Below are 22,857 nucleotides of genomic sequence, written 5' to 3'. Positions count from 1 at the left end.
CCGGGAGCGCCGCCAGATCGACGGGTATCTTCAGATCGGTGCCGGCGACCGGCCACAGCACGGAGCGGCCGGACCAGGTGTCGCGCCGTTCGAGCAGGCCGGCAATCTCGCCAGAAGCATCGAGGCCATAGGCGGCCGAAACATCCTCGAAGCGGCGGCCGATCACGTCGGCGGCAGGCCTGCCGACAAGCTCGGCAAATTCCGGCGACAGGGCGCTGAACCGGCCCTCCGCGTCGGTACGCCAGACGAAACGCATGGGCGCGGCGGTGCGATCGATCGCCGAAGCGCGGCGTTCGGCCGGGGAGGCGGCTTTGGTGGCTTTTGCGGCGCTTTCCGGCGAAGTATCCGCGCCGGCCTGCGAAGCGTCCGGGCTGTTCTCGGCTTTGCCGGACGCAGCTGCCCCGGGCGGGACCTGCGCGTCGTCGCCGGCATTGAAGTACCAATGATCATGCTGCGTTGGCGTTTCGCCAACCGTGTGTTGATTGTCAGCCGCGTCGACAGCTTCGTGCTCCGCCGATGCTGAGGTGCCTTCCATCGCTGCAAGGTTGATCTCCGCCGCGCCCATTCTGGCGATTGGCGGCTCGTTGTCTTGGCCCGTCGGCTGGGGAAGATCGCCACCGCTCGGTGCCGTTGCTGCTTCGCTGCCGGTTTCCCCCCCGGCGCGCTCGCCATCAGGGGCCTCGCCGTCGAACCGGTCCTCGTCGATCACCACCAGCAGGTGCCGCTCGTCCGTCAGCCGGGCAAGGCCCGCCGGATAGGAGCTGGATCCGCCTGGGACCAGGCGCTTGACGATGCGGTCGCTCTCGTTCGCCACGTCGGCGACAAGCGCGGCCAGCGTCTCAGGCCGGATGCCGAGTGCCGAAAAGCCGTCCGATGCGGCGTCGATATTGCCCTTGGCGTCGACAAAGGCGATGTAGTGGCCGTCTTCCGTAAAACCACCGATGGCGCGATCGGCGATCTCGGCCGCGCTGCGCGAGCCGGTCTGCGCCGCCGGCAGCGCCAGCATGATTGCTTCCTCGCCATCGGGCATGGTCACTGCGCTGGCCAGGAAGCCGACCGCGCGGCTGGTCAGGCCGGTCGCCAGCCGGACCGTGATGGCACGGTCGCGGCCGATCTGCGGAAAACCGCTGGTTGCCATGATCTGGCGCCTGGCGATCAGCGGCAAACCTGCCGAGGCGCCGATGATCGCGCCGATGTCGGGATAGCCGAATACCGCTGCGCCGGGGCCGTTGGCCCAGATCACCTGCTCGAGATCGGCCGACAGAATAGCGATCGCGTCGCCTGCGGCGAAGCGCAGGCGGACCGGGTCGAGCACGGCGACATCGAGGAAGGAGTAGTTTTCAGCCGGCATGCGTTTGGCGACCCTCACAGAGCGGGCAATTTGCGGTTAACGCTTTGTTAATAAAAGCCGACGGCGCGAAGGTCCACAAGTCATAGCGTGCAACCAATGGAATCTCTAGGCGCGTGGTTAACGCCACGAATAAATAATATATGGTGCGATGCAACAAACATGTTGCAATGCACAAAAATTGCCTTTATATTGCCATGATACATGAACGAGACGGCTTTTCGTCAAAGCCGCTGCCGCTGAAAAGGATGGAAAATGTCCAGGACCAAGACCGCTGAAACGATCGAAAACGCCGAATTCCCGAGCTTCGACGCTTCCAAGGCCACCGACCAGATCCGCGCTTTCGCCGAAAAGGGCGTCGAGCAGTCGAAAGAGGCCTATGCCAAGCTGAAGACCGGCGCCGAGGAGACCCAGAAGGCTCTGGAGTCGACCTACGAGACCGCCAAGTCCGTTTCCAGCGACCTGTCGCTCAAGACCATCGCCGCCCTGCGCGCCAATGCCGAAGCCGGCTTCTCGCATTTCGAAGCGCTGATCGGCGCCAAGTCGCTGTCGGAAGTCGTCGAGTTGCAGACCGCTTTCCTGCGCAAGCGCGTCGAAATGACCGTCGAGCAGGCCAAGGACTTCCAGGCGGTTGCTGCCAAGGCGGCCGAGGACGTATCCAAGCCGATCAAGACCGCCTTCGAGAAGGCCGTGAAAGAAATCAAGATCGCCTAATATTTGCACACAGTTTGACGATGCATCAAAAGGTCGCATTTCGTCAGACAAATAGATGTGCGATATAGTCGTTCAAACGAATACCCGGCGAGTGGAACCTCCTCCCTCTGCTCACCGGGGTAACCAGCCAGCACCTCCTCCCGCTGGCTCGTAACAGGAAAAGGCCGGCACCTCCTCCCGCCGGCCTTTTCTTTGTCCGGCGGAAAATGACGCGATGCCGGAGCGAGCTTTTGCCTTGCCAAAAGCCTTGAATTAAACTCCGATAGCCCGTATGGACGCATCGCCGAACGACAGAGCGGGTCCCGAACGTTTCATCTCGATCCCGCTCTGGCAAAACGTGCCGTTGTAGCTCAGATGGTTAGAGCGCCGGATTGTGGATCCGGAGGTCGCTGGTTCGATCCCAGCCAACGGTACCATCACCTTTCAGCTACACTTCTGACCGGCAAAATACTGCTAAAGCGGTCTTATGACCGGTTGCCTCACCCAGGGTCCCGCGCCTGACGCGCGCCGCGCAGGTGGTCCACGAGGGCTCTCAGCTTCGGCGCGACATTCCGTCGGCTGGGGAAATAGAGATAGAAACCAGCAAACGGCGGGAAATAGCCGTCGAGGATTGGTACAAGCTCGCCGCGGTCGATCCAGGGGCGGAATGTATCCGCCATGCCGAACGTGATCCCGGCGCCTGCAACGGCCAGCCGGATCATCAGCCACATGTCGTTGGTCGTGATCTCGGGCGCAACCGCCACGTCGAATTCGCGCCCGTCCTCGCCAAACTCCCACCGATAGGGCGAAACTCCCGGCGCCGGCCGCCAGCCGATACAGCGATGAGCCACAAGCTCGCGCGGATGGGCGGGTGCTCCGAACTTTTCGAGATAGCGCGGGGCGCAGACGGCCATCTGCCGCTGATCGCCCGATACCGGCACGGCAATCATGTCCTGCTCGATCACTTCGCCGAGCCTGACTCCGGCATCATAGCCTTCGGCAACGATGTCGAATTCCTCGTCTGTCACCACGATGTCCAGATGCACCTCGGGAAACGTTTCGGTAAAGGACGCCAGCAACGGTCCTGACAGAAAGGTCTCTGCGATAGACGAAACCGCGATCCGCAGGCGGCCGCGCGGGCGGTCCAGAAACTCCGTGGTGGCTTCGACTGCCGCGTTCACGTCGGCGATTGCCGGTGCGACGCTCGCCAACAGGCGCTCGCCCGCTTCGGTCAGGTTGACGCTGCGTGTCGTGCGCTGCAGCAATGCGATCCCCAGACGCTGTTCAAGCCTGAGGATGCTCTGGCTGACCGCTGAGCGCGTCACGCCCAACCGGTCCGCAGCAGCGCGAAAATTGCGTTCCTCAGCGACCGTGACGAAGACAGCAATTGCATTGAGATCGACGTCCATTGGTTAGCGGCACTTACCTTAGAGGTTAACAATAGGCGGCTTATCGCGACAATGCCCTGGCTCTATCTCTGTCGCAACGGCAAGAAGGCTTGATCCTCCCGATCCAAGCCGAAGCCGACCGACAAGGAGTATCCCATGACATCACTCCCTTCCTCCTGGGACCTGGATGGAAAAGTCGCCCTCGTGACCGGCGCGGCACGCGGCATCGGTCGCTGCACGGCGGAGCTGCTGCGTGCGCGCGGTGCCCGGATCGTGGCAAGCGATCTCAGCGACACCGTACGCGAATTGGAAGCCGAGGACGTGGCAACCCTGGTCGGCGACGTCGTCGACGAGGATCTGGCCCGACGCTCGGTCGAGCTCGCGGCGAAGCGCTTCGGACGCCTTGACATCGTCGTGAACAATGCCGGTCGCACGCTCAACAAACGTCTGACGGAGACCTCGGTCGACGACTACGACCGCATTCTGCAGATCAACGCGCGCGGCAGCTTCGTCACCGCCCGTGCCGCTGTGGAACTGATGGCCGCCGGTGGTGGCGGCGCGATCGTCAATGTCTCATCGATCTCGGCCGTCGCGGCCTTCGAGACGCAGGCGGCCTATGCCTCCTCCAAGGCGGCTGTCGCACAGCTGACCAAGGTAATCGCGATCGAATATGGGCGTATGGGCATTCGCTGCAACGCCGTTGCCCCTGGCGTGATCGAAACCGACATCATGGAAGGTGTGGTGGAGAATGGCCGGGAGATGCTGCGCAGTTTCGGCAACGCGCATCCGATCGGCCGGATCGGCCAGCCGCAAGAAGTTGCCGAGGCCATCGCCTTTCTTGCCTCGCCGGCATCCAGCTTCATCACCGGGGCGTTGCTTCTGGTCGATGGCGGCTACACCGCCCAGTGATCCCCTATAAAGCCGGCGCGCCGCGGGAGCTCATCCGCACGCCATCCCTTCACATCGTGAAATAATCACAAAACCAAAAGGATCGTCTACGATGACCATGAACAAAGTTGTTCTGATCACCGGTGCCTCCAGCGGCATCGGTGCTGGCATCGCCCGCGAACTTGGCGCGGCAGGTGCAAAGCTGATGCTCGGCGCGCGGCGCGCCGACCGCCTTGAAGCGCTTGCGGCAGAAATCGAGGCGGCTGGTGGAACGGTTCGCGTGCGAGCGCTCGACGTCACCAAGAGGGCGGACGTCGCAGCATTCGCCGATGCCGCGCGGGCCGAATGGGGCCAGGTAGATGTCATCGTCAACAATGCGGGCATCATGCCGCTGTCGGCCATGGCAGCCATGAAGGTCGACGAGTGGGAGCTGATGGTGGACGTCAACGTCAAGGGTGTTCTGTACGGCATCGCGGCGGTGCTCCCTGAGATGACGGCACGTGGCTCCGGGCATATCATCAATATCGGTTCCATTGGCGCACTGGCCGTCTCGCCCATGGCTGCCGTGTATTGCGCAACGAAATACGCTGTCCGCGCGATTTCCGATGGGCTCCGCCAGGAGAGTGATGATATCCGCGTAACCTGCATTCATCCCGGTGTGGTGGAAAGCGAACTGGCGGACACGATCACCGACGAAGCCGCTGCCGCCGCCATGAAAACCTGGCGCGCTATTGCCCTGCAACCCGGTGCCATCGCCAGGGCAGTGCGCTACGCAATCGAACAGCCCGACGATGTCGACGTCAACGAGATCGTCGTGCGTCCGACGAAGGCGGCGCATTGATGCCATCCACTTTGACCGCAGTGCATACGGGCATTGCCCTTGCTGTAACTCCAGCCGGCCTGACCCTTCCTTCAACTCCAATCCTTGCAGAGGAACCAATGACGCAGCAAGATCATCCTTACGTCGGACTGTGGGTCACCGAGGATCGCCATATCAGGCACGAACTCCTGCCGAACGGCCGTTATGACGAAGCGCGCGGTGACCGCGAGAGCGCCTATCAGGGACGCTACGAAGTGCGGGGCAACCACATAGAATACTGGGACGATACGGGCTTCACCGCGGATGGTGAGTTCGTCGAAGGCGTCCTCTATCATGCCGGCATGATCCTTTACCGCCAGCGGTAGAGAGCCACCCTGAGACAAGCACTTCAGGGCTCCACAAGACGCTATTGCATGCCTTGCATAACGCGCTCGGCAGCTTGCACTGCAAGGCCGGTCACGCCATATCTCTCCCAGCAAGCGCGGCGGAAAGAAGCAGGACCGCGAGCAGAGTCGACATTGCAAATGGTTGTCACTATATAGCGGCGGCTTTGACGGCTCGCCTTTTACGTCGTGCCAGCGAGAGCGCGGTAAATGTGCTAGCTATTGTGACATCTATCGTGATCTAAAACGGCTTGAAAACCGAAAAAAAGCAAATAGAAACAATAGCGCGGGTCGAACGAGTTTCCTCGAGAGAATCAGTCCTCAAAAACCAGAACGTGCTCCTTGAACCCTCCATTCCCTTCGGCTCTGTGGACCTCGGACAAGTTCGGCTTGCCGGGCGAAGCCGACTCGGCTCGAATGGCAGCACGCATCTTTTCGAAGATGCCGACGTTTATGATTACCAATCGGGACAGCCGCTAGGGAAACAGCAGTATGAGTGAACACGCGATCGAGTTCTTGCGCGGGTGGATTGGCGAAAAAGTCCACTGCCAGCCCTCGCCAGCCAGAATCGAGAAGCAGGCCGAGACCCTCGCCAGGGAATGCGCGGCCAAGGCTGCCGAAGCCGGCATACCCCTGGAGGATATTCAGGAAGAGGTCGGCGACATTCAGGAGCTCATTGCTTCGAGGCTCGAAGAGGCGGCCGAGGCCGAGCAGGACGAAAAGAATTCGAACAAGCCCGCCGAGTAATATGCTTAGGAACAGTATGCGACAGTGGCTTGTCGAGATCGAAGTTCCTGGCGCCAGCTATTTGAAGCACAGCATACACCATTAATTGCTTGCTGGGTGAAGCTAGCGGGTTTTCAGCCCAGGAACGCGTTAATGTCGTAATTTCCAATGGTCTTTGCGAGGTCTTGCGGCGAACAGCCAAGCTTGTTTTTCAGTGTCTTATCTGAGCCAGCTGAGAGAAGAAGCTTGATCAACTCGCCACGGCCCCGTGATTCAAACACGGCACGCCACAGGGGCGTGTTTCCATGAATGTCTTGGGAAGAAACATCTGCGCCGCCCTTGACTAGAAGTTCCGCCACCTCGAGCCGATATTCGCGAGCAGCAAAGTGCAGCGGTGTTTCCAGATTCTTGTCCTGCACATTCACCTTCGCTCCACGCTCGATCAGTGCAGCGACGATTGCGGTCTCGCCATCTTTTGACGCATAAAACAACGGCGTCCGGCCTTCGCGATCTAACGCATCGACATCTTTCCCCTCTGAGATGGCCTGGATGACTTCAGCCGAGCTATGTCTCATCACCGCCTTGTGCACGGGTGCGGGACCATCTGGGTTGCTCATACTATGGCTCCGATTGGGCGATGAGTCTTCCAATTGATATTTTTTGGGGTCGTTTATTCGTCGTTGAGCTGCTTTGGGTTAATCCTTCGCGGCTTCCAGGCCATTCCTGCCGAAGACGGCGAAGACCGCGAAAGCTTAACCAAGATCTGCAGTGTGATGCGCCCCGAATCTACCTTCGAGCCACCCTTTCGGCAATGCCGGCACGAAATTGCCGTCGCGCCCGCTCATGTCTTCGTTGGCGATCAAAGCATTGAGGATTGCTTCCTCCACGCTCTGAATGACGGCGTCGAAGAACGGGTTGATGTCGGCATCCGGTATGTAACCGGCGCTGGCCAATTTGCCGGCCGCGCCGCGCGCCGCATCGGCATTGGCCGTGCTGAACGCAAGAAAAATATCGCCGGACGAATTGTATCCATAGCCGCCGGTCAGCGCGACCCCGAGGGGCACGCGTTTCGCCAGCCGTTTCAACTGGTGCGGCATGAATGGCGCATCGGTGGCGACGATCGCGATGATCGAGCTCTTTTCCGCTCGGGGCGTGTTGTCCCGGATCGCCGGTTCGGCGAGTTCCGCTCCGGCCCTGATGCCACCTATGACGAGGTTTCGCCTTGCACCGAAATTCGACTGGACGAAGCAGCCGATCGTGAAACGCTCTCCGTTCCAGTCGACGCTGCGCGAGGATGTGCCGGACCCTGCTTTGAAGCCGAAGGTGATCATGCCTGTGCCGCCGCCGACGCTGCCCTCTTCATCGGCCCGCTTTCAGCCGTGTCGAGCGCGGAAAACACGTGCTCGAAGCTCAGATGATGGCCGTTGATATCGTTGAGAAAGCCATCATAAGTCTCGCCCGCCACCGGCAGCGCCCAGGCGCTGTCGAGCGCGTGCGGCAGCACCGTCTGCATCCAGCGCAACGTTGCGTCGCGGCTGACGCCGCAGGAATGCGTGTTGGTGATGGTGATGGGAAGATTGAACGCTCCGAGCTCCTCTATCAGATGCGAGCCGGTCAGTTCGCCATTGCCATTGGCGCTGAACACACCGGCGAACGCCGGGACGGCCAACTCGTCTCTGGGCCTTGGCAGGATCGCGGTCACGCCGGTGCGTACCGGACCCTTGCCGACAACGAGCGGCCCGTCCCCTGAGATCAGCGTCGTATAGCCGACCGTCACGCCGGGCACATCGGTGATGGCATTGAAGCGGCCTGGGGTGCCTTCGAATGGGATATCGACGGCGCGTGCACGCAGTTTGCCCGAGGGCGTCGTAAGATGCGGATCGGTCATTTCTTCCTCAGAAAAGCGCCTTGGTCTTCCTCAGAAAAGCGAGCCTTGGCCGCCCGGCGCCTTGAGCTTGGCTGCCGACTTGGCAATCGCCTTCGGCCGCGCCGTGCCACTGATGGCGACGGCATCGGCGGTGCCGTCGGCGAACTCCAGCGAAAGCGCCATTCCCGACACGACCTCCGCCGAACGCTTGACCACCGCGCCGTCCGCATCCTTGACCAGTGCGAAGCCTCGCGCCAGCACGGCCTTGTGCGACAGCGTCGCCAGCAATCGATCGGCCTGCGTCAGTTTTCCACGCAGACGGTCCAGCCGCCGCGAAATCGCCTGGTCCTGCCGCCATGCCAGTGCCAGCAGGGCATCGCCTCGCAGTTTCTGCCGTCTGGCGATCGGCGCCGATGACAGTCTGGCGGCCGTGCGCGAAAACCGTGCCCGACGCTCGCGCACGATGGCGAAGAACGCCGCTTGCGCTCGGGCGAGGTCGCGGCGGGTCAGTGTGCGGGCTTCGTTCATGCGCCGCGACAAGGTCGCCGGTGTCAGACGCTGGCCCAGAAGCCTGGCCCGCTTGCGCTCGACGCTGACCGACAGCGCCCGGCCGAGCCGGCTCGTCGCCTCGTCGAAGCGCCGCCGGGGCAGCGCCAGCAACTGGTCGGGCGAGGGCAGCGCCCGGGCGGCTGCGCGCGCCGCCTGCCGCTTGCGTTCGAAATTGCGCGACAGTGCGGTCTTCAACCGCGCGCCAAGGCCGGCAAGCGTCGCTTCGAGATCGACTTTGACCGGCACGGCGATCTCGGCGGCGCCTGTCGGCGTCGGCGCCCGCACATCCGCTGCCAGATCGATCAGCGTCCAGTCGGTCTCGTGGCCGACCGCGGAAATCACGGGAATACCCGAAGCGGCGACGGCCCGGGCGAGCGCTTCGTCGTTGAAGCCCCACAGATCCTCCAGGCTGCCGCCGCCGCGCGCCACGATCAACAGATCGGGCCGCGCGGTGGCGCCGTCCCAAGGCAGTGCATTGAAGCCGTTGACGGCAGCGGTCACTTCCGCGCCCGCCGTCTCGCCCTGCACCCGCACCGGCCAGACGAGCACGTGCAGCGGGAACCGGTCCTTGATGCGGTGGATAATATCGCGGATCACCGAACCTGTTGGCGAGGTGACGACGCCTATGACGCGCGGCATGAACGGCAGACGCCGCTTGCGGGCCGCGTCGAACAGCCCTTCGGCCTGCAGCCGGCGCTTGCGCTCGTCCAGCAGCGCCATCAGCGCACCGGCACCGGCCGGCTCGAGATTGTCGATGACGATCTGGTAGTTGGATTTTCCGGGATAGGTGGTGAGCCTGCCGGTGGCGATCACCTCCATGCCTTCCTCGGGACGGAATTTCAGCCGGCTCATCGTGGTCTTCCACACCACGGCATCGAGCCGCGCGCGATCGTCCTTCAGGCAGAAATAGGCATGGCCGGAGGAATGCGGTCCGCGATAGCCGGAAATCTCGCCGCGCACCCGTACATTGCCGAAGACGTCCTCGACCGTGCGCTTCAGCGCGCCGGAAATCTCGCTCACCGTATACTCGGTGGCGTTGGTGCGTGATTCGGGTGCTGCGTCGCTCATCGGCCGATTGGGGAACGGTTGTTGGCCGCCGTCAAGGCGGCCGTGTTCGATGTCGGCCCCAATCGCGCGATCACCAGCCCGGCAGGATCTGGCTCGGCTTCGTCCGTTTCATCTTGGCGAAGGCGAGGGCGGCGAAATCGAACGTGCCGGTCTCCTGGCCGAGTGGCACGGAAATATTGTCGAGGCTCTCCGAAATGTGGCGCGCAAGCGCATCGACGATCTCCGGCCGCGAGGTCTGGCCGCGCATAATGCCGATGCGGCAATCGGGCAGGGCGCCGAAACCGTCGGCCTCGCCCAGCACCCGCATGCCGGGCCGCAGCGCGCATTCCGGCAGCACCGAGATCGCCAGGCCGGAAAGCACCGCCGCGGCGATGACGGTGGCAGAGAAGCTGGTGAACAGGATGCGGTAGTCGCGGTTCTGCTGGTCGAGCACGTCGGCGGCCGCCCGCCGCCAGATGCAGTTCGGCCGGCCGAAGGCCATCGGCAGGATCGGCTGCTCATGCGTCGCGTGGTTGGCCGAGGTAACCCACAGCAGCGGTTCGCGCCGCACCACTTCCGACTGGCCGCGCGCGTCATTGTGCGTCACCAGCGCCAGGTCGAGATTGCCGCGCTTGATGTGTTCGACCAGTCCCGGCGTCGGTTCGCAGATAACGGTCAGTTCGACATGCGGGTTGGAGCGGGCAAACCGCGCCATGATCTCTGGCAGGAAGCGATCGGCATAGTCATCCGGCGTGCCGATGCGGATGGTGCCTTCGAGCCGGCGGTCGTCGAAGGCGGCCAGTGTTTCCTTGTTGAGATAGAGCAGCCGCCTTGCGTAGGAGAGCAGTCTATCGCCTTCCTCGGTCAGCCTGTTGGTGCGGCCGTCTTTTTCGAACAGCGGTTTGCCGATCCGTTCCTCCAGCCGCCGCATCTGCATCGACACCGCAGACTGGGTCCGATGCACCGCTTCCGCCGCGCGGGTAAAGCTGCCGGTGTCCACAATCGAGATGAAGGTCTGCAACTGATCGAGATCGAGCGGCGCTTTCATTGGCCTAATCCATCATTGATGCTGATGCTAAAGATTAGAAACATTCGTTGGATTAATCAATCGGGCCATGGCAAATTCCGATTGTCCACATGAACGCATGTGAATCGAAGCCGGAACGGCCGCTGTTGCCAGCGCCCGATCGACCGGTTTCGCCCGTTCGAATGTGAAGGAGACCGACATGGCTACGTTTGATTTCGCTACCGAGACCTCGCGCATCACCTCGCGTCCGGCCGTTGCGACGCGCGTGGCCAATGCCGCTGCCAATGTTTACCGCGCCTGGAAAAACCGCCGCGCCTTTTATCGCCTCGGCGAGATGTCGGATGCCGAGCTCGCCGACATCGGCCTGACCCGCGCCGACCTGCACGTTGCTGTCGGTGTACCCTTTGGCCGAGATCCGACAGAAAGGCTTCGCGTCATCGCCATCGAGCGCGCCGAAACGATCGAGGATCTTGCCCGCAAGGTGGTGTGATCGCACGAATTCGCGATTTTGGTCGCATTGAACCTTTTGAGGCACGACGCCACCAAGTTACGCAGGCTCCCCACTCCCTGCCGGATCCCCCCGGCCAGCCTGCGCGCTGCCCGGTCCTCCCAGGACCGGGCTTTCTTTTTTGGGCGGCACTGATGATTGGGGTTGCCGGTTTCTGGTCTAGCGCCGGCCCATGCCCTGCTTGAACTGGTCGAAGATCGACTCCATCCCTTTCTGGTAGTCGTCGCGCTGCTGGGCGCCTGTCTCGAACATCTTGCCGAACAGGTCGTCGAACGGATTTCTCGGCCTGCCGCTCGGATTGGTCTGCGGCTGCGGCGTCTGCTGCGGCGCCTGATGCGGCTGAGACTGTTGTGCGCCACCGCCGAACATGTCCTGCAGTACTTTGCCGAGCGGATTGTCACCATAAGGGTTCTGTGTCTGCTGGGGTTGGTTCTGCGGCTGCTGTGGCTGTGGTGCACCGCCGCCGAACATATCCTGCAGCACCTTGCCGAGCGGATTGTCACCATAAGGGTTCTGTGTCTGCTGCGGCTGGCTTTGCGGCTGCTGCCCGCCGCCGAACATGTCCTGCAGCATCTTGCCGAGCGGGTTATCCGTGTGGCCTGCAGGCTGAGGGGCCGGTGCCTGGCTGCCGCCGCCCGCCTGCCGCATCATCTGCTCGATGAGTTCGCCGAGCGGATTGCCGCCACTGCCTGCCGCATGCATCTGTCCGCCTAGCTGGTTGGTGGTCTGCTTGAACAGCCCGCCCATCATCATCGAGGCGATTGCCGGCAGCATCTGCTGCAGCACCTGCTGGCTGACGCCACTCGCCTGCGCGGCCTGGTTGGCAACGGCCCGCGACAGGTCCTTCGAGCCGAACAGATGGCCGAGAATGCCGTTGCCTTCATCGAGGCCCTGCGGCGAGAAGGCCCGGCTTGCATCCTCGAAATATTTAGCGTGCTGGCCGCTGGCCATCGCCGTCATGAAGGAGCCGAGCCCGTAAGGGTCCGCCGTGTTGCGCTTGAGCCCCTGCGAAAAGGCCGGCAGCAGCGCCGCGACCGCCGCCTGCGTCTGCTGCTGCGACAGCCCGAACTGCTGGGCCAGCGCCTGCATGCCGTTGCCGTTCTGGGCCTGTGCCAGAATATCGAACAAGGAAGGCATTGTTTTCTCCTCCGGGAAAATCCTCGTTGGAGAAGCCTAGTTCGTTTCCATCACTGATTGAAGCGAATTTGCCGGACCGTGGCTCATGCGGATTGCGAAGCGTTAATACGCGTATTCCATGAACACCGGCTCGATCGAGCCGCCCCAGCGTGTGTGGTAGGCGGAGAGCATCTCCTCGGCGCTGGTCGTGCCGCGCGCGACGACCTCGTCCAGCGTGTTGAGGAACGAGGTCTCGTCGTAGCCGTCGCGGTTCTTGCGGCCACGGTTCTTCAGTCCCATGCGCGAGATGACGAGCACGTCGCGGGCGATCTCGCGCAACGTCGTGTTGCGGAAGGGCGCCGAAATGCCCTGTTGCGGCACCGCGTTGCGCATCGCCAGCACTTCGTCATAGCTCCAGCTCGAGGTCAGCGCCTCGGCCGCGTCGAGCGCTGCCGCGTCGTAGAGCAGCCCGACCCAGAAGGCCGGCAGCGCGCAGATGCGCCGCCACGGCCCGCCATCGGCGCCGCGCATTTCGAGAAAGCGCTTCAGCCGCACGTCCGGGAACAGCGTCGACAGATGGTTCGCCCAGTCGCCCATCGTCGGCAGCCCGTCCGGCAGTTCGTCACGGGCAGCGCCCGCCATGAACTGGCGGAAGGTGATGTGCGTCATGTCGTGGTACTGACCGTCGCGGATGATGAAATACATCGGCACGTCGAGCGCCCATTCGACATAATCGGCAAAGCCGAAATCGGGCGAGAAGCAGAATTCGAGCAGGCCGGAGCGCTGATTGTCGGTGTCGCGCCAGATCTCGCCGCGCCAGCTCTGCAAGCCGTTCGGCCGGCTTTCGGTGAAGGGCGAGTTGGCAAACAGCGCCGTCGACAGTGGCTGCAATTTCAGCGACACCTGCATCTTGCGGCGCATGTCGGCTTCGCTTTCGAAGTCGAGGTTCACCTGGATCGTGCAGGTCCGGTACATCATGTCGAGGCCCTTGGTACCGACCTTGGGCATGTAGCGGGTCATGATCTCGTAGCGCGATTTCGGCATTTTCGGCGTCTCGGCCAGCGACCATTTCGGGCTGCCGCCAAGGCCGAGAAAACGAATGCCCATCGGTTCGGCGATCTCGCGCACCTGCGCCAGATGGGCATTGCCTTCGCGGCAGGTCTGGTGGATCGTCTCCAGCGGCGCGCCGGACAGCTCGAACTGGCCGCCTGGCTCCAGCGAGATCGCGCCCTGACCGGTCGGCTCGACCAGTCCGATGATGCGGCCGGCATCCATGATCGGGTCCCAGCCGAGTTTGTCCTGCATGCCTTCGAGGATGGCGCGGATGCCGCGCTCGCCGCCATAGGGCACCGGGGCATTGCCGTCGACATAGAACGGGAATTTCTCGTGCTCGGTGCCGATGCGCCATTTGTCGCGCGGCTTGTTGCCTTCGGCCAGGTGCTCGACGAGTTCGTCGGCGCCTTCGATCGGCCGGAAATCGGTGGTATCGCGCGCCATAATAGCCCTCCGCACATGACCCCGAAAACCGGCTTCGATTTTCTGAAGGGATCAGGTGCCCAATCAAATGCTACAGCGTCCTTTGCGCGTCCGAAAGGACACGCGGCCACTGCCGGCGCTAGATGGACGAAATGTCAGTAGCCGATCAAGCGAAAAATCCTGAGCCAGAGGGTAACGGGAATTGATCACCAATCGCCGATTGTCGCCTGGATCAGCGCCAGTGCCGCCACCGCCGCCGTATCCGCTCGCAGGATGCGCGGCCCGAGCGGAATGGCGGTAACGAAGGGCAGCGCTCTCAGCATCCTGCGTTCCTCGTCGGAAAAGCCGCCCTCAGGCCCGACCAGCAGACCGAGCTTTCTCTCCCGCACCGCCTGCAATGCCGGCAGGGGATTGTTGGTTGATGCATCCTCGTCGCAGAAGATCAGCCGCCGCTCGCGGTCCCAACCCGCCAGCAGGCGCTCGAATTTTTCCGCTTCGCGCAGCTCCGGCACCGCCAATATGCCGCATTGCTCGGCCGCCTCGACGACATTGGCGCGCAGGCGCTCGATACCGGGTTTTGCCACTTGCGTGTGCTGGGTGATGACCGGCTGCAGGATGCCGGCGCCCATCTCCACCGCCTTTTGCACGAGGTAGTCGAGCCGCCCTTGCTTCAGCGGCGCGAAGCAATAGACGAGATCGGGCAGCGGCGGCTGCGGCCGCTGCAGCTTCATCACCTTCAGGCGCAACGCCTTCTTCGACTTCGCGGCGATCGCCGCCGACCATTCGCCGTCGCGCCCGTTGAAGACCAGAATTTCGGCGCCTTCGCCGAGCCGCAGCACATGCGAGAGATAATGGCTCTGCTGCTGGCCGACGTCGAACTCGATATCCGGTCCAAGTTCGTCCGGCACGAATAGCCGCTGCATCTTGTAATTGGCGCGCATCGCCGAGGAATGGGCGAGGCCGTCGCCGGCGTCAAGCCTCCGCGCTGGCGTACCAGACAGGTCTGTAGCCACGCTTCAGCACGGAAACAGTTGTCGCCGGCGTGAGCATGCCGATTGGACCGTCGGCAAAATCGCCGAATCCCACCGGATCGCCATAGCCGCCGAAACTCCAGGGCAGCGCGGCGCCGTCAAACAGGGCGTACGCCCTGTTTCCTGACGAGATCATCGTGCCGTCCGGCAAGTCCGCAAGCGCCTCCGGTTTCAGTCGCGGCGCCCGCCCGCCCGATGCCAGGCGCTCCTTGTGCAGGCGCTTGTCGAGCTGCGGCGCGCGTGGCTCGGCAAGGCCGAAGGCATCGCCGAAGCGCTGGACAAAATCCCTGGCCCGCTCGCGCCGGCAGAAGAAGCAGGGCCGGTGCCCGGCGGCAAGTGCCGTCACCTCGTCGAGGAAAAACAGCTCGGTCCAGCCGGCCTTGCCGCCCAATTGGTCGTCGCTTTGCCGGTTGCGCCCCATCGGCTGGCGCCGCACGTCGCCGTATTCGCAGACACAGATGATCCAGGCTTGCAGCGCCCAGCGCTTCTTCAACAGCGTTCTCGTCTCGGGGTCGTGAATGATGCCGCGATTGCCCATGAACAGGCCGCGCTCCGGCACGGCATGGATGGCGCCGAACGGGTCGACCCGGTTTTGCAGTGGCATAGGCGTTCCCTGTTGGCTGCAATGCTGACGCCATGATATCGCTCGCTGCATCAATTTCATGTCAGCAGGTTTCGATGCGGGTCTTGGTCGTCCAGAACTTCGACAATGAGGGCCTTGGCCAGATCGGCGCGGCGCTTGTCGAGGCGGGCGCCGATATCGACCTGCGCCGGCCGTATCGCGGCGACGCGCTGCCGCAAGATAGCGGCTGGCATGACGCCATGGTGGTGCTCGGCGGCGCCCAGAATGCGCTCGACGACGAGCTCTGCCCGTATTTCCCGGGCCTGCTCGATCTGACGCGCAACTTTGCCGACAGGGATCGCGCGGTGCTCGGCATCTGCCTTGGCAGCCAGTTGGTCGCGCGCGCCTTTGGCGGCGAGAACCAGATAGGCGGCGCCTCGGAGTTCGGCTGGCACGAGGTCGCGCTCACCGCGGCGGCGCAGGCCGATCCGGTGCTCGCCGCCTTGCCCGAAAAATTCCCGATCTTCCAATGGCACGACGACACCTTTCTCTTGCCCGAGACTGCCGTGCGGCTGGCCGGCAATGCCGTCGCCGAGAACCAGGCGTTCCGCATCGGCCGCGCCATCTACGGCTTCCAGTTCCATTTCGAGGCCGACAGTCCGATGGTGCGCGACTGGAGCACCTCCTTCGCACCGCTGATCGCCGAGCGGCATCCCGATTGGGCCGTCCGGCTCGACGATGAAATGGCCCGCAACGGACCGCAAGCCGATGCCGCCGGCCTGGCCATCGCCCGCGCTTGGGTGGCGACCATCTGACGGCTCATACAGCCAACGTATTTGGCGACGTTGCATATTTGGCACGCGGCGGCAAATCCGCCGGGGATAACGCGTTTCATCCTTGGCCTGTGTCAGTCCGCCAGCCTAAAAGGCGCCCGCTCTGCATCTTGCGTGCAACCGCGATGAACCTTTGCTGTGACCCGCGCGACACACCGCCGATACAGAACATGCCTAGAAGCGCGAAACCGTCAGACATTTGCGACGTATTTCGCGTTTCAACGCATTGGTAACCCGCTCGTGCATAGATGCAGAAAGCTCAACAAGAGATGACGTCCGTGAAAGCAGCCTTTTTGTCCTTTGCCATGTTGTCGGCCATCGTCTTGTGCGGCCTCGGCATTTATTCCGCCGACGCGGCCAACGACCACAATGCCGTTGACGGCTACGGCGTCACCGCCGCGCTTCGCTAGCCTCTCTGCTCATAATCCCACGCCTTACCTACGCCCGCTCACCCGTCACTGTCAGGATATGCTTGTCAGCGCCGTCCACGACGAGCGCGGTGAGGTTTCCCGACTGCCAGGCGAGGGTGTCGACATTGACGCGGTTGCCGGTGATCTCGGGCTTGGCCACCGGCGTATGACCGTGCACCACGATCTTCGGATGAAGACCGGTGTGGTCGTGGAAGACCTCGCGGATCCAGATCAGGTCCTGCCGGCTCTGGCTTTCCAGCGCAATGCCGGGCCGGATGCCGGCATGGCAGAAGAAGAAATCGCCGAACGTTACTGAAAAGGGCAGCGAGCGCAGGAACTCGACATGGTTCTGCGGCACGGCCTCGATCAGCGCGGGGTGCCCTTGCCGCAATGCCGCATCGGCGCGGCCAAACCAGGCGCTGCTCCCACCGAGCGACACGCCATAGGATAGCGCCGTCTGGATGCCGCCATAGCGCATGAACAGCCCGTCCGGGTCGGGGACATCGAGAAAATCGAGGAAGCCGAGATCATGATTTCCGGCCAGCATCAGGTGACGCGGATCGCGTCTTTGCGCGTCGATCAGGAAATCGATGACGCCCCTGGAGTCCGGGCCCCGGTCGACATAGTCGCCGAGATGGATCACGCGCCAATCGGCCGACGGTCTTTGACTGAGCTCCGCCTCGATCCGCCGGTGCATGGCGGTCAGCAAATCGAGCCGGCCGTGCACATCGCCGATCGCGTAAAGGCGCATGCCTTGCGGTCCGCGCGCCTCGTAGAAACTGATGCCGGGCTCCGTCAATGCCTGCGTCGCCTCCGTGGTCATGCCGTCACGGGACTTTAGCGCCGAAGCTGATCCTTGCCCATGTCGGTGACCAGACGCTTTCCGCACAGTGCCAGCGTTATGTCCATCTCCTTGCGGATGATTTCCAGCGCCTTGGTAACCCCTTCCTTGCCAAGTGCGCCGAGGCCGTACAGGAAAGGCCGGCCGATATAGGTGCCCTTGGCGCCGAGGCACAGCGCCTTGAGCACGTCCTGGCCGGAGCGGATGCCGCCGTCCATATGCACCTCGATCGTGTCGCCGACGGCGTCGGCGATCTCTTCGAGCGCCATGATCGACGACGAGGCGCCGTCGAGCTGGCGGCCGCCATGGTTGGAAACGATGATCGCGTCGGCGCCTGTCCTGGCCGCCATCAGCGCATCCTCCTTGTCGAGTATGCCTTTCAGGATCAGCTTGCCGCCCCAGCGCTCCTTGATCCAGGCGACGTCCTTCCACGACAGATGCGGATCGAACTGCTCCTTCGTCCAGGACGACAGCGAGGCGAGGTCGCCGACGCCCTTGGCATGGCCGACGATGTTGCGGAAGCTCCGGCGCTTGGTGCCGGCCATGCCGACGCACCAGCGCGGCCTTGTCGCCATCTGCCAGAGGTGCTTCGGCGTCATTCGCGGCGGCGCCGAAAGCCCGTTGCGGATATCCTTGTGGCGCTGACCGAGGATCTGCAGGTCGAGCGTCAGCACCAGCGCCGAACATTTCGCCGCTTTTGCGCGATCGATCAAATCGAAGACGAAGTCCTTGTCGCGCAGCACATAGAGCTGGAACCAGAACGGCTTCCTGGTCACCGACGCGACATCCTCGATCGAGCAGATGCTCATTGTCGACAGCGTGAACGGCACACCGAATTCTTCCGCAGCCTGGGCCGCCAGCATCTCGCCGTCCGGATGCTGCATGCCGGTCATGCCGGTCGGCGCCAGCGCCACCGGCATCGTCACCTTCTCGCCGATCATGGTCGATTCCAGCGAGCGGTTGTCCATGTCGACAAGCACGCGCTGGCGGAACTTGATCTTCTGGAAATCCTCTTCGTTGGCGCGGTAGGTGCTTTCGGTCCAGGCGCCGGAATCGGCGTAGTCGAAGAACATCTTCGGCACGCGGCGGCGCGCCAGGTCCTTGAGGTCGGCGATGGTGAGAATGCTGCTCATGGATCTTTTTCCGCTGGTTCTTCGCTGGTTCGTCGTTGAATTTTCTGGGCAGGGTCTACGGCTGTTTTCTTGCCGCCTCACCGTCACCGGGCTCGGAGCGTTGCCTGAGCCTCAGCCGCGACACGCGCTGCCAGTCGCCGCTGCGCTCGGCCTCGGCCATCGATCGTTCGACGTAGGAGATGTGGTCCATCGCCGCCTGCCGCGCCGCAGCCGGATCGCCGGCCTTGACCGCCGCATAGATTGCCCGGTGCTGCGAAAGCAGCGCCTCGCGCGCGCCCGGCACGTTGAACACCAGCCGCCGGTTCTGGAACACGCCTTCCGACAGCAGCCGATAACAGGAGCGCAGCGTGTGCAGCAGGATGATGTTGTGCGCGCATTCGCAGATCGCGTGATGGAACTCGATGTCGATTTCCGCCTCGTCGTCGAAATTGGCGGTCCGGTGCGCCTCGTCCATGCGCGCCATGATGCGGTCGAGCAGCGCCAGATCGTCCGATGTGGCACGCCGCGCCGCATATTCGGCAGCCACCGCCTCGATCTCGCGGCGGTACTCCAGATAGTCGGTCACCGCCTTGCGATGCATCGAGATCAGGTCGGTCACCGGCTTGGTGAAAAGCTGGCCGATGACATCGGCGACATAGGTGCCGCCGCCTGGCCGTGTCGTCAACAGCCCGCGCCCTTCCAACGCTTTCAAGGCATCGCGCAGGATCGGCCGCGACACCTCGAACTGGCGCGCCAGCTCGCGCTCGCCCGGCAGCCGGTCGCCGGTGCGCAGCACGCCTTCGAGGATCAGGCTCTCGATCTGCTGCACCACCTCGTCGGCGGTGCGCGAATGCTCGATCCGGGAGAAAATGTCGCTCAAACGGGGTCCTGGGGGTTGAACCGAAGTCGCGCAAGATAAAGCCAGCGTCGCCAACTGGTCAAATTATTTATCCAATTCGCCGGGGCCGGGTCGATTTCGAAGCCGCGGCGCCATATCATCTTCAGCTAAATTGGGCGTTTGCGTCCTCGGGCGATTGCCTCTAGAGCATTCCAGGAAAAGTGTGAAACGGTTTTCCGTCCGGAATTGCGCAGAATCAAAGAGATAGAGCGGTTCGGCGTTTCCGTGAACAAGAGAGACATCATCGCCAAAGGGCTCAGAGAAGCCCGGGGGACCAGCCGTGCCAGACGCCGACCCGTCCAACCTCGAATTCCAGCTGCGCGCCAAAGCCGTGGGCGGCACCGTCATGGGCTTTCCGGCGCATGAAGGTCGGCCCGGCGCGCTCGGCGAGGTCCACGCCCGGCCGCATCCGCTGGTCGAAAAGCCGCGCGTGCTGGTGCAGCTTTCCTTCATGACCGAAGCTGGATCCGGCGTCGATCAGGCCGTGCTTTCCGAATTGTCGCGACGCCTCGGCATCGCCGCGCCCGACCCCCACGCCCGCCATCACGCGATGAAATGGGGCAAGGGCTCGCTGCGCTGGGAACGGCACACGGAGTTCTCGACCTACCTCTGGGAAGGACCGCTCGCCGAAAACGGCAGAGGGCAAGAGGACACACCCTTCGGCAACGGGTTTTCGCCGCCGGGCACGGTGATTTCCGGCATTAGGCTCGAAATCCGCAAATGGACGCCGGCGAACGAGAGGCTGATCGCCGGCTTCGACCCGACCAGCCTGTGCTACTCGCTGGTCGAGCGCGGCAACGCCGCCATCGTCACCGATTTCCGCCAGGACGGCGACGGCTTGACCCGCATGCTGGTGCTCGACCGCGGCCTGACCCCGGCGCGCACCGGGGCACTGTCACAGCGGCTGATCGACATCGAGACCTACCGCACGCTGGCCATGCTTGGGCTGCCGCTGGCGCTGACGCTGTCCGGTCGCGCCCGCCGCATCGAAGACAGGCTGGCTCAGACCACCTTGGAAATGAAGGTCGCCGAGACCCGCGACAGCCAGACGCTACTTGCCGACTTGACCGAACTGGCCGCCGAGCTGGAGGCCGATGCCGCTTCCAGCCTCTACCGCTTCGGCGCCAGCCGCGCCTATGACGGCATCGTTCGCGAACGGCTGGAAGCGCTCGATGAAGAGGCGGTGCCCGGCTACGACACCTGGGGCGGTTTTCTGCAGCGCCGCGTGGCGCCGGCGATGCGTACCTGCCGTTCGGTCGAGGAGCGCCAGGCCAACCTGTCGACGAAGCTCACCCGTGCCACCACACTGCTGCGCACCTGGGTCGACGTCGAGGTCGAGAAGCAGAACCGCGATCTTTTGGCATCGATGAACAATCGCGCCCGCCTGCAATTGCGGCTGCAGCAGACGGTGGAGGGGCTCTCGGTCGCCGCGGTTTCCTACTATGTCGTCGGCCTCATCGGCTACGTCGCCAAGGGCGCCTCGATCTTCGGCCATGCCTTCGCGCCGGAAATGGTCACCGCCGCCTCGGTGCCGCTCGCCGTCGTGCTCGTCTGGTGGGGCGTGCGCCGCGTCCGCCGCATGCACTCCGAACCAGGCAAGCAGCCGGGCGAGTAATGTGGGGCGCAGCGGCAGATTGCCGCTGCGGAAGGCGGTCTCGGCCATAGGCCTCTGATCCCGTCCAACGCGGCATTTGCAAGCGACCACTGTCGCTGGTAAAAGATTTTTACCAGTCGATCGAAGGAGGCTGTCGATGTCCGGCCTTGCCATGCCGAAACCAGACGACGCCACGATGCGCCGGCGCGACGAGATCGTCGCCGATGTGCGCATCATGGTGCCGGGCGAGGGCGTCGTCGACGCCGCCAATGCCATGCGCGCCTTCGAGAGCGACGGGCTCACCGCCTACCGGCAATTGCCGCTCGTCGTTGTACTGCCGCAAACCGTGGCCCAGGTCTCGCGCGTGCTGAAATATTGCAGCGAACGCAACATCCGCGTCGTGCCGCGCGGCTCCGGCACCTCGCTCTCCGGCGGTGCGCTGCCGCTCGAAGACGCGGTGCTGCTGGTGATGAGCCGCTTCAACCGCATCCTCGAGATCGATTTTCAGAACCGCGTCGTCGTCGCCCAGCCCGGCGTCACCAATCTCGGCATCACCACCGCCGTCGAGCAGGAGGGCTTCTACTACGCCCCCGATCCATCCTCCCAGATCGCCTGCTCGATCGGCGGCAATGTCGCGGAAAATTCCGGCGGTGTGCACTGCCTGAAATACGGTCTCACCGCCAACAATGTGCTCGGCATCGAGATGGTGCTGATGAATGGCGAGGTGGTGCGCCTCGGCGGCAGCCATCTCGACGCGGAAGGCTACGACCTGCTCGGCGTCATGACCGGCTCCGAAGGACTGCTCGGCGTCGTAACCGAGGTCACCGTACGCATCCTGAAGAAGCCGGAGACGGCGCGTGCCCTGCTGATCGGTTTCCCGACCAGCGAGCAGGCCGGCCAATGCGTTGCCGACATCATCGGCGCCGGCATCATTCCGGGCGGCATGGAGATGATGGACCGTCCGGCCATCCACGCCGCCGAGGATTTCGTCCAGGCCGGCTATCCGCTCGATGTCGAGGCGCTGCTGATCGTCGAGCTGGACGGGCCGGGTGTCGAGGTCGATCACCTGATCGGCCTGGTCGAAGCCATCGCCTACAGGAACGGCTCGACCACATGCCGCATTTCGCAGTCGGAACAGCAGCGGCTGAGCTTCTGGGCCGGCCGCAAGGCGGCGTTCCCGGCGGTCGGCCGCATCTTGCCCGACTATTATTGCATGGACGGCACCATCCCGCGCAAGGAACTGCCGCGCGTGCTCGCCGGCATGCGCGAGCTGTCGCAGAAATACGGGCTCGGCGTCGCCAATGTCTTCCACGCCGGCGACGGCAATCTGCACCCGCTCATCCTCTATGACGCCAACGTGCCGGGCGAACTCGACAAGGCGGAGAGTTTCGGCGCCGACATATTGCGGCTCTGCGTCAAGGTCGGTGGCGTGCTGACCGGAGAGCACGGGGTCGGCATCGAGAAGCGCGACCTGATGCCGGAAATGTTCAACCAGATCGACCTCGACCAGCAGATGCGCGTCAAATGCGCCTTCGACCCCAACCATCTTTTGAATCCCGGCAAGGTCTTCCCGCAATTGAGGCGATGCGCCGAGCTCGGGCGGATGCACGTGCATCGCGGCCAAGTGGCGTTTCCGGACATTCCGAGGTTTTGAGGGTATGTTGGCGCTTGGACACCCCCCTCTGTCCTGCCGGACATCTCCCCCGCAAGGGGGGAGATTGGCTGCTTCAACGTCCTGCT

General features: G+C 63.4%; 21 protein-coding genes, 1 tRNA gene and 2 pseudogenes. 11 read left to right on the top strand and 13 right to left on the bottom strand.

The features are described from left to right. Nucleotides 1-1,351 (bottom strand): annotated as a pseudogene (locus NKJ84_RS13945) (PAS domain-containing protein); the annotation flags it as partial. A 252-nt stretch (nucleotides 1,352-1,603) separates the two neighbouring features. Here NKJ84_RS13945 and NKJ84_RS13940 point away from each other — a divergent pair. Together NKJ84_RS13940 and NKJ84_RS13935 are read left to right on the top strand one after the other, a co-directional pair. Beyond that, nucleotides 1,604-2,062: a phasin gene (locus NKJ84_RS13940; RefSeq protein WP_352506908.1), complete on the top strand. Its 459-nt coding sequence runs from the start codon at nucleotides 1,604-1,606 to the stop codon at nucleotides 2,060-2,062. 339 nt (nucleotides 2,063-2,401) lie between these two features. After that, a tRNA-His gene (locus NKJ84_RS13935) sits at nucleotides 2,402-2,478 on the top strand. Between the two features lie 63 nt (nucleotides 2,479-2,541). Here the strand turns inward: NKJ84_RS13935 and NKJ84_RS13930 are convergent. Then, nucleotides 2,542-3,450, bottom strand: coding sequence for a LysR family transcriptional regulator (locus NKJ84_RS13930; RefSeq protein ID WP_352506907.1), 909 nt, complete (start codon nucleotides 3,448-3,450; stop codon nucleotides 2,542-2,544). Nucleotides 3,451-3,585: 135 nt separating this feature from the next. Between NKJ84_RS13930 and NKJ84_RS13925 the strand changes: the two genes are divergently transcribed. The 4 genes from NKJ84_RS13925 to NKJ84_RS13910 all read left to right on the top strand — a co-directional run bounded on the left by NKJ84_RS13925 (nucleotide 3,586) and on the right by NKJ84_RS13910 (nucleotide 6,267). Further along, a complete protein-coding gene (locus NKJ84_RS13925) occupies nucleotides 3,586-4,338 on the top strand; it encodes an SDR family NAD(P)-dependent oxidoreductase (protein ID WP_352506906.1) in 753 nt (250 codons plus the stop codon). Nucleotides 4,339-4,429: 91 nt separating this feature from the next. Next, a complete protein-coding gene (locus tag NKJ84_RS13920) occupies nucleotides 4,430-5,158 on the top strand; it encodes an SDR family oxidoreductase (protein WP_352506905.1) in 729 nt (242 codons plus the stop codon). Further along, nucleotides 5,158-5,502 carry an Atu4866 domain-containing protein gene (locus tag NKJ84_RS13915; protein WP_502896106.1) on the top strand — a complete coding sequence of 115 codons (345 nt, stop codon included), beginning with the start codon at nucleotides 5,158-5,160 and terminating at the stop codon, nucleotides 5,500-5,502. Before NKJ84_RS13920 ends, NKJ84_RS13915 begins: the two co-directional genes overlap by 1 nt. 510 nt (nucleotides 5,503-6,012) lie before the next feature. Continuing rightward, the gene (locus tag NKJ84_RS13910; RefSeq protein ID WP_352475839.1) at nucleotides 6,013-6,267 is read left to right on the top strand and encodes a hypothetical protein; all 255 of its coding nucleotides are present in this window, start codon (nucleotides 6,013-6,015) and stop codon (nucleotides 6,265-6,267) included. 113 nt (nucleotides 6,268-6,380) lie between these two features. On the opposite strand, the gene NKJ84_RS13905 is transcribed toward NKJ84_RS13910, so the two are convergent. From NKJ84_RS13905 to NKJ84_RS13890, 4 genes and pseudogenes are all read right to left on the bottom strand, one after another. Next, nucleotides 6,381-6,863 carry an ankyrin repeat domain-containing protein gene (locus NKJ84_RS13905; protein ID WP_352475838.1) on the bottom strand — a complete coding sequence of 161 codons (483 nt, stop codon included), beginning with the start codon at nucleotides 6,861-6,863 and terminating at the stop codon, nucleotides 6,381-6,383. Nucleotides 6,864-6,998: 135 nt separating this feature from the next. Next, a pseudogene (locus tag NKJ84_RS13900) lies at nucleotides 6,999-8,134 on the bottom strand (DmpA family aminopeptidase). A gap of 30 nt (nucleotides 8,135-8,164) precedes the next feature. Next, entirely contained in the window at nucleotides 8,165-9,730 is a 1,566-nt protein-coding gene (gene xseA / locus NKJ84_RS13895; RefSeq protein ID WP_352506904.1) for an exodeoxyribonuclease VII large subunit, read from the bottom strand. Nucleotides 9,731-9,800: 70 nt separating this feature from the next. Then, nucleotides 9,801-10,757 carry a LysR substrate-binding domain-containing protein gene (locus NKJ84_RS13890; protein WP_352506903.1) on the bottom strand — a complete coding sequence of 319 codons (957 nt, stop codon included), beginning with the start codon at nucleotides 10,755-10,757 and terminating at the stop codon, nucleotides 9,801-9,803. A gap of 178 nt (nucleotides 10,758-10,935) precedes the next feature. Here NKJ84_RS13890 and NKJ84_RS13885 point away from each other — a divergent pair, with 178 nt between their 5' ends. Beyond that, nucleotides 10,936-11,226, top strand: a complete 291-nt coding sequence (locus NKJ84_RS13885; protein WP_352475835.1) for a DUF1127 domain-containing protein — start codon at nucleotides 10,936-10,938, stop codon at nucleotides 11,224-11,226. 177 nt (nucleotides 11,227-11,403) lie between these two features. On the opposite strand, the gene NKJ84_RS13880 is transcribed toward NKJ84_RS13885, so the two are convergent. The 4 genes from NKJ84_RS13880 to NKJ84_RS13865 all read right to left on the bottom strand — a co-directional run bounded on the left by NKJ84_RS13880 (nucleotide 11,404) and on the right by NKJ84_RS13865 (nucleotide 15,471). Further along, nucleotides 11,404-12,381: a DUF937 domain-containing protein gene (locus tag NKJ84_RS13880; protein WP_352506902.1), complete on the bottom strand. Its 978-nt coding sequence runs from the start codon at nucleotides 12,379-12,381 to the stop codon at nucleotides 11,404-11,406. A gap of 102 nt (nucleotides 12,382-12,483) precedes the next feature. Further along, entirely contained in the window at nucleotides 12,484-13,857 is a 1,374-nt protein-coding gene (locus tag NKJ84_RS13875; protein WP_352506901.1) for a glutamate--cysteine ligase, read from the bottom strand. A gap of 185 nt (nucleotides 13,858-14,042) precedes the next feature. Beyond that, on the bottom strand, nucleotides 14,043-14,777 hold the full coding sequence (locus NKJ84_RS13870) for a 16S rRNA (uracil(1498)-N(3))-methyltransferase (protein WP_352506914.1): 735 nt from the start codon (nucleotides 14,775-14,777) through the stop codon (nucleotides 14,043-14,045). A gap of 31 nt (nucleotides 14,778-14,808) precedes the next feature. After that, nucleotides 14,809-15,471, bottom strand: a complete 663-nt coding sequence (locus NKJ84_RS13865; protein WP_352506900.1) for a hypothetical protein — start codon at nucleotides 15,469-15,471, stop codon at nucleotides 14,809-14,811. A gap of 74 nt (nucleotides 15,472-15,545) precedes the next feature. On the opposite strand from NKJ84_RS13865, the gene NKJ84_RS13860 reads away from it, so the two are divergent. Continuing rightward, a complete protein-coding gene (locus NKJ84_RS13860) occupies nucleotides 15,546-16,244 on the top strand; it encodes a type 1 glutamine amidotransferase (protein ID WP_352506899.1) in 699 nt (232 codons plus the stop codon). 296 nt (nucleotides 16,245-16,540) lie between these two features. Further along, nucleotides 16,541-16,672 carry a hypothetical protein gene (locus tag NKJ84_RS13855; protein ID WP_352506917.1) on the top strand — a complete coding sequence of 44 codons (132 nt, stop codon included), beginning with the start codon at nucleotides 16,541-16,543 and terminating at the stop codon, nucleotides 16,670-16,672. A 28-nt stretch (nucleotides 16,673-16,700) separates the two neighbouring features. Here the strand turns inward: NKJ84_RS13855 and NKJ84_RS13850 are convergent, their stop codons facing one another. The 3 genes from NKJ84_RS13850 to NKJ84_RS13840 are packed head-to-tail and all read right to left on the bottom strand — an operon-like array spanning nucleotide 16,701 to nucleotide 19,505. Continuing rightward, nucleotides 16,701-17,471, bottom strand: a complete 771-nt coding sequence (locus NKJ84_RS13850; RefSeq protein WP_352506913.1) for a metallophosphoesterase — start codon at nucleotides 17,469-17,471, stop codon at nucleotides 16,701-16,703. 38 nt (nucleotides 17,472-17,509) lie between these two features. Next, complete coding sequence (locus NKJ84_RS13845; RefSeq protein ID WP_352475830.1) at nucleotides 17,510-18,646, bottom strand: alpha-hydroxy acid oxidase; 1,137 nt, start codon at nucleotides 18,644-18,646, stop codon at nucleotides 17,510-17,512. Between the two features lie 55 nt (nucleotides 18,647-18,701). After that, nucleotides 18,702-19,505, bottom strand: coding sequence for a FadR/GntR family transcriptional regulator (locus NKJ84_RS13840; protein WP_352506898.1), 804 nt, complete (start codon nucleotides 19,503-19,505; stop codon nucleotides 18,702-18,704). Between the two features lie 298 nt (nucleotides 19,506-19,803). Here NKJ84_RS13840 and NKJ84_RS13835 point away from each other — a divergent pair, with 298 nt between their 5' ends. Next, complete coding sequence (locus tag NKJ84_RS13835) at nucleotides 19,804-21,138, top strand: DUF3422 family protein (protein WP_352475828.1); 1,335 nt, start codon at nucleotides 19,804-19,806, stop codon at nucleotides 21,136-21,138. 136 nt (nucleotides 21,139-21,274) lie between these two features. Next, complete coding sequence (locus tag NKJ84_RS13830; protein ID WP_352506897.1) at nucleotides 21,275-22,771, top strand: FAD-linked oxidase C-terminal domain-containing protein; 1,497 nt, start codon at nucleotides 21,275-21,277, stop codon at nucleotides 22,769-22,771. Nucleotides 22,772-22,857: the final 86 nt, after the last annotated feature.

It is taken from the genome of Mesorhizobium sp. M0048, assembly GCF_040323405.1.
Lineage (GTDB): Bacteria > Pseudomonadota > Alphaproteobacteria > Rhizobiales > Rhizobiaceae > Mesorhizobium.
This window is presented reverse-complemented; position numbering and strand designations above follow the sequence as displayed.

What these genes read in the sequence shown, in the direction of transcription:
- NKJ84_RS13870 (WP_352506914.1), bottom strand. Translation starts at nt 14,777, where the DNA reads ATGCGCGCCAATTACAAGATGCAGCGGCTATTCGTGCCGGACGAACTT.
- NKJ84_RS13860 (WP_352506899.1), top strand. Translation starts at nt 15,546, where the DNA reads ATGCGGGTCTTGGTCGTCCAGAACTTCGACAATGAGGGCCTTGGCCAG.
- NKJ84_RS13925 (WP_352506906.1), top strand. Translation starts at nt 3,586, where the DNA reads ATGACATCACTCCCTTCCTCCTGGGACCTGGATGGAAAAGTCGCCCTC.
- NKJ84_RS13880 (WP_352506902.1), bottom strand. Translation starts at nt 12,381, where the DNA reads ATGCCTTCCTTGTTCGATATTCTGGCACAGGCCCAGAACGGCAACGGC.
- NKJ84_RS13905 (WP_352475838.1), bottom strand. Translation starts at nt 6,863, where the DNA reads ATGAGCAACCCAGATGGTCCCGCACCCGTGCACAAGGCGGTGATGAGA.
- NKJ84_RS13845 (WP_352475830.1), bottom strand. Translation starts at nt 18,646, where the DNA reads ATGAGCAGCATTCTCACCATCGCCGACCTCAAGGACCTGGCGCGCCGC.
- NKJ84_RS13910 (WP_352475839.1), top strand. Translation starts at nt 6,013, where the DNA reads ATGAGTGAACACGCGATCGAGTTCTTGCGCGGGTGGATTGGCGAAAAA.
- NKJ84_RS13890 (WP_352506903.1), bottom strand. Translation starts at nt 10,757, where the DNA reads ATGAAAGCGCCGCTCGATCTCGATCAGTTGCAGACCTTCATCTCGATT.
- NKJ84_RS13940 (WP_352506908.1), top strand. Translation starts at nt 1,604, where the DNA reads ATGTCCAGGACCAAGACCGCTGAAACGATCGAAAACGCCGAATTCCCG.
- NKJ84_RS13830 (WP_352506897.1), top strand. Translation starts at nt 21,275, where the DNA reads ATGTCCGGCCTTGCCATGCCGAAACCAGACGACGCCACGATGCGCCGG.
- NKJ84_RS13915 (WP_502896106.1), top strand. Translation starts at nt 5,158, where the DNA reads ATGCCATCCACTTTGACCGCAGTGCATACGGGCATTGCCCTTGCTGTA.
- NKJ84_RS13865 (WP_352506900.1), bottom strand. Translation starts at nt 15,471, where the DNA reads ATGCCACTGCAAAACCGGGTCGACCCGTTCGGCGCCATCCATGCCGTG.
- NKJ84_RS13930 (WP_352506907.1), bottom strand. Translation starts at nt 3,450, where the DNA reads ATGGACGTCGATCTCAATGCAATTGCTGTCTTCGTCACGGTCGCTGAG.
- NKJ84_RS13875 (WP_352506901.1), bottom strand. Translation starts at nt 13,857, where the DNA reads ATGGCGCGCGATACCACCGATTTCCGGCCGATCGAAGGCGCCGACGAA.
- xseA (WP_352506904.1), bottom strand. Translation starts at nt 9,730, where the DNA reads ATGAGCGACGCAGCACCCGAATCACGCACCAACGCCACCGAGTATACG.
- NKJ84_RS13920 (WP_352506905.1), top strand. Translation starts at nt 4,430, where the DNA reads ATGACCATGAACAAAGTTGTTCTGATCACCGGTGCCTCCAGCGGCATC.
- NKJ84_RS13885 (WP_352475835.1), top strand. Translation starts at nt 10,936, where the DNA reads ATGGCTACGTTTGATTTCGCTACCGAGACCTCGCGCATCACCTCGCGT.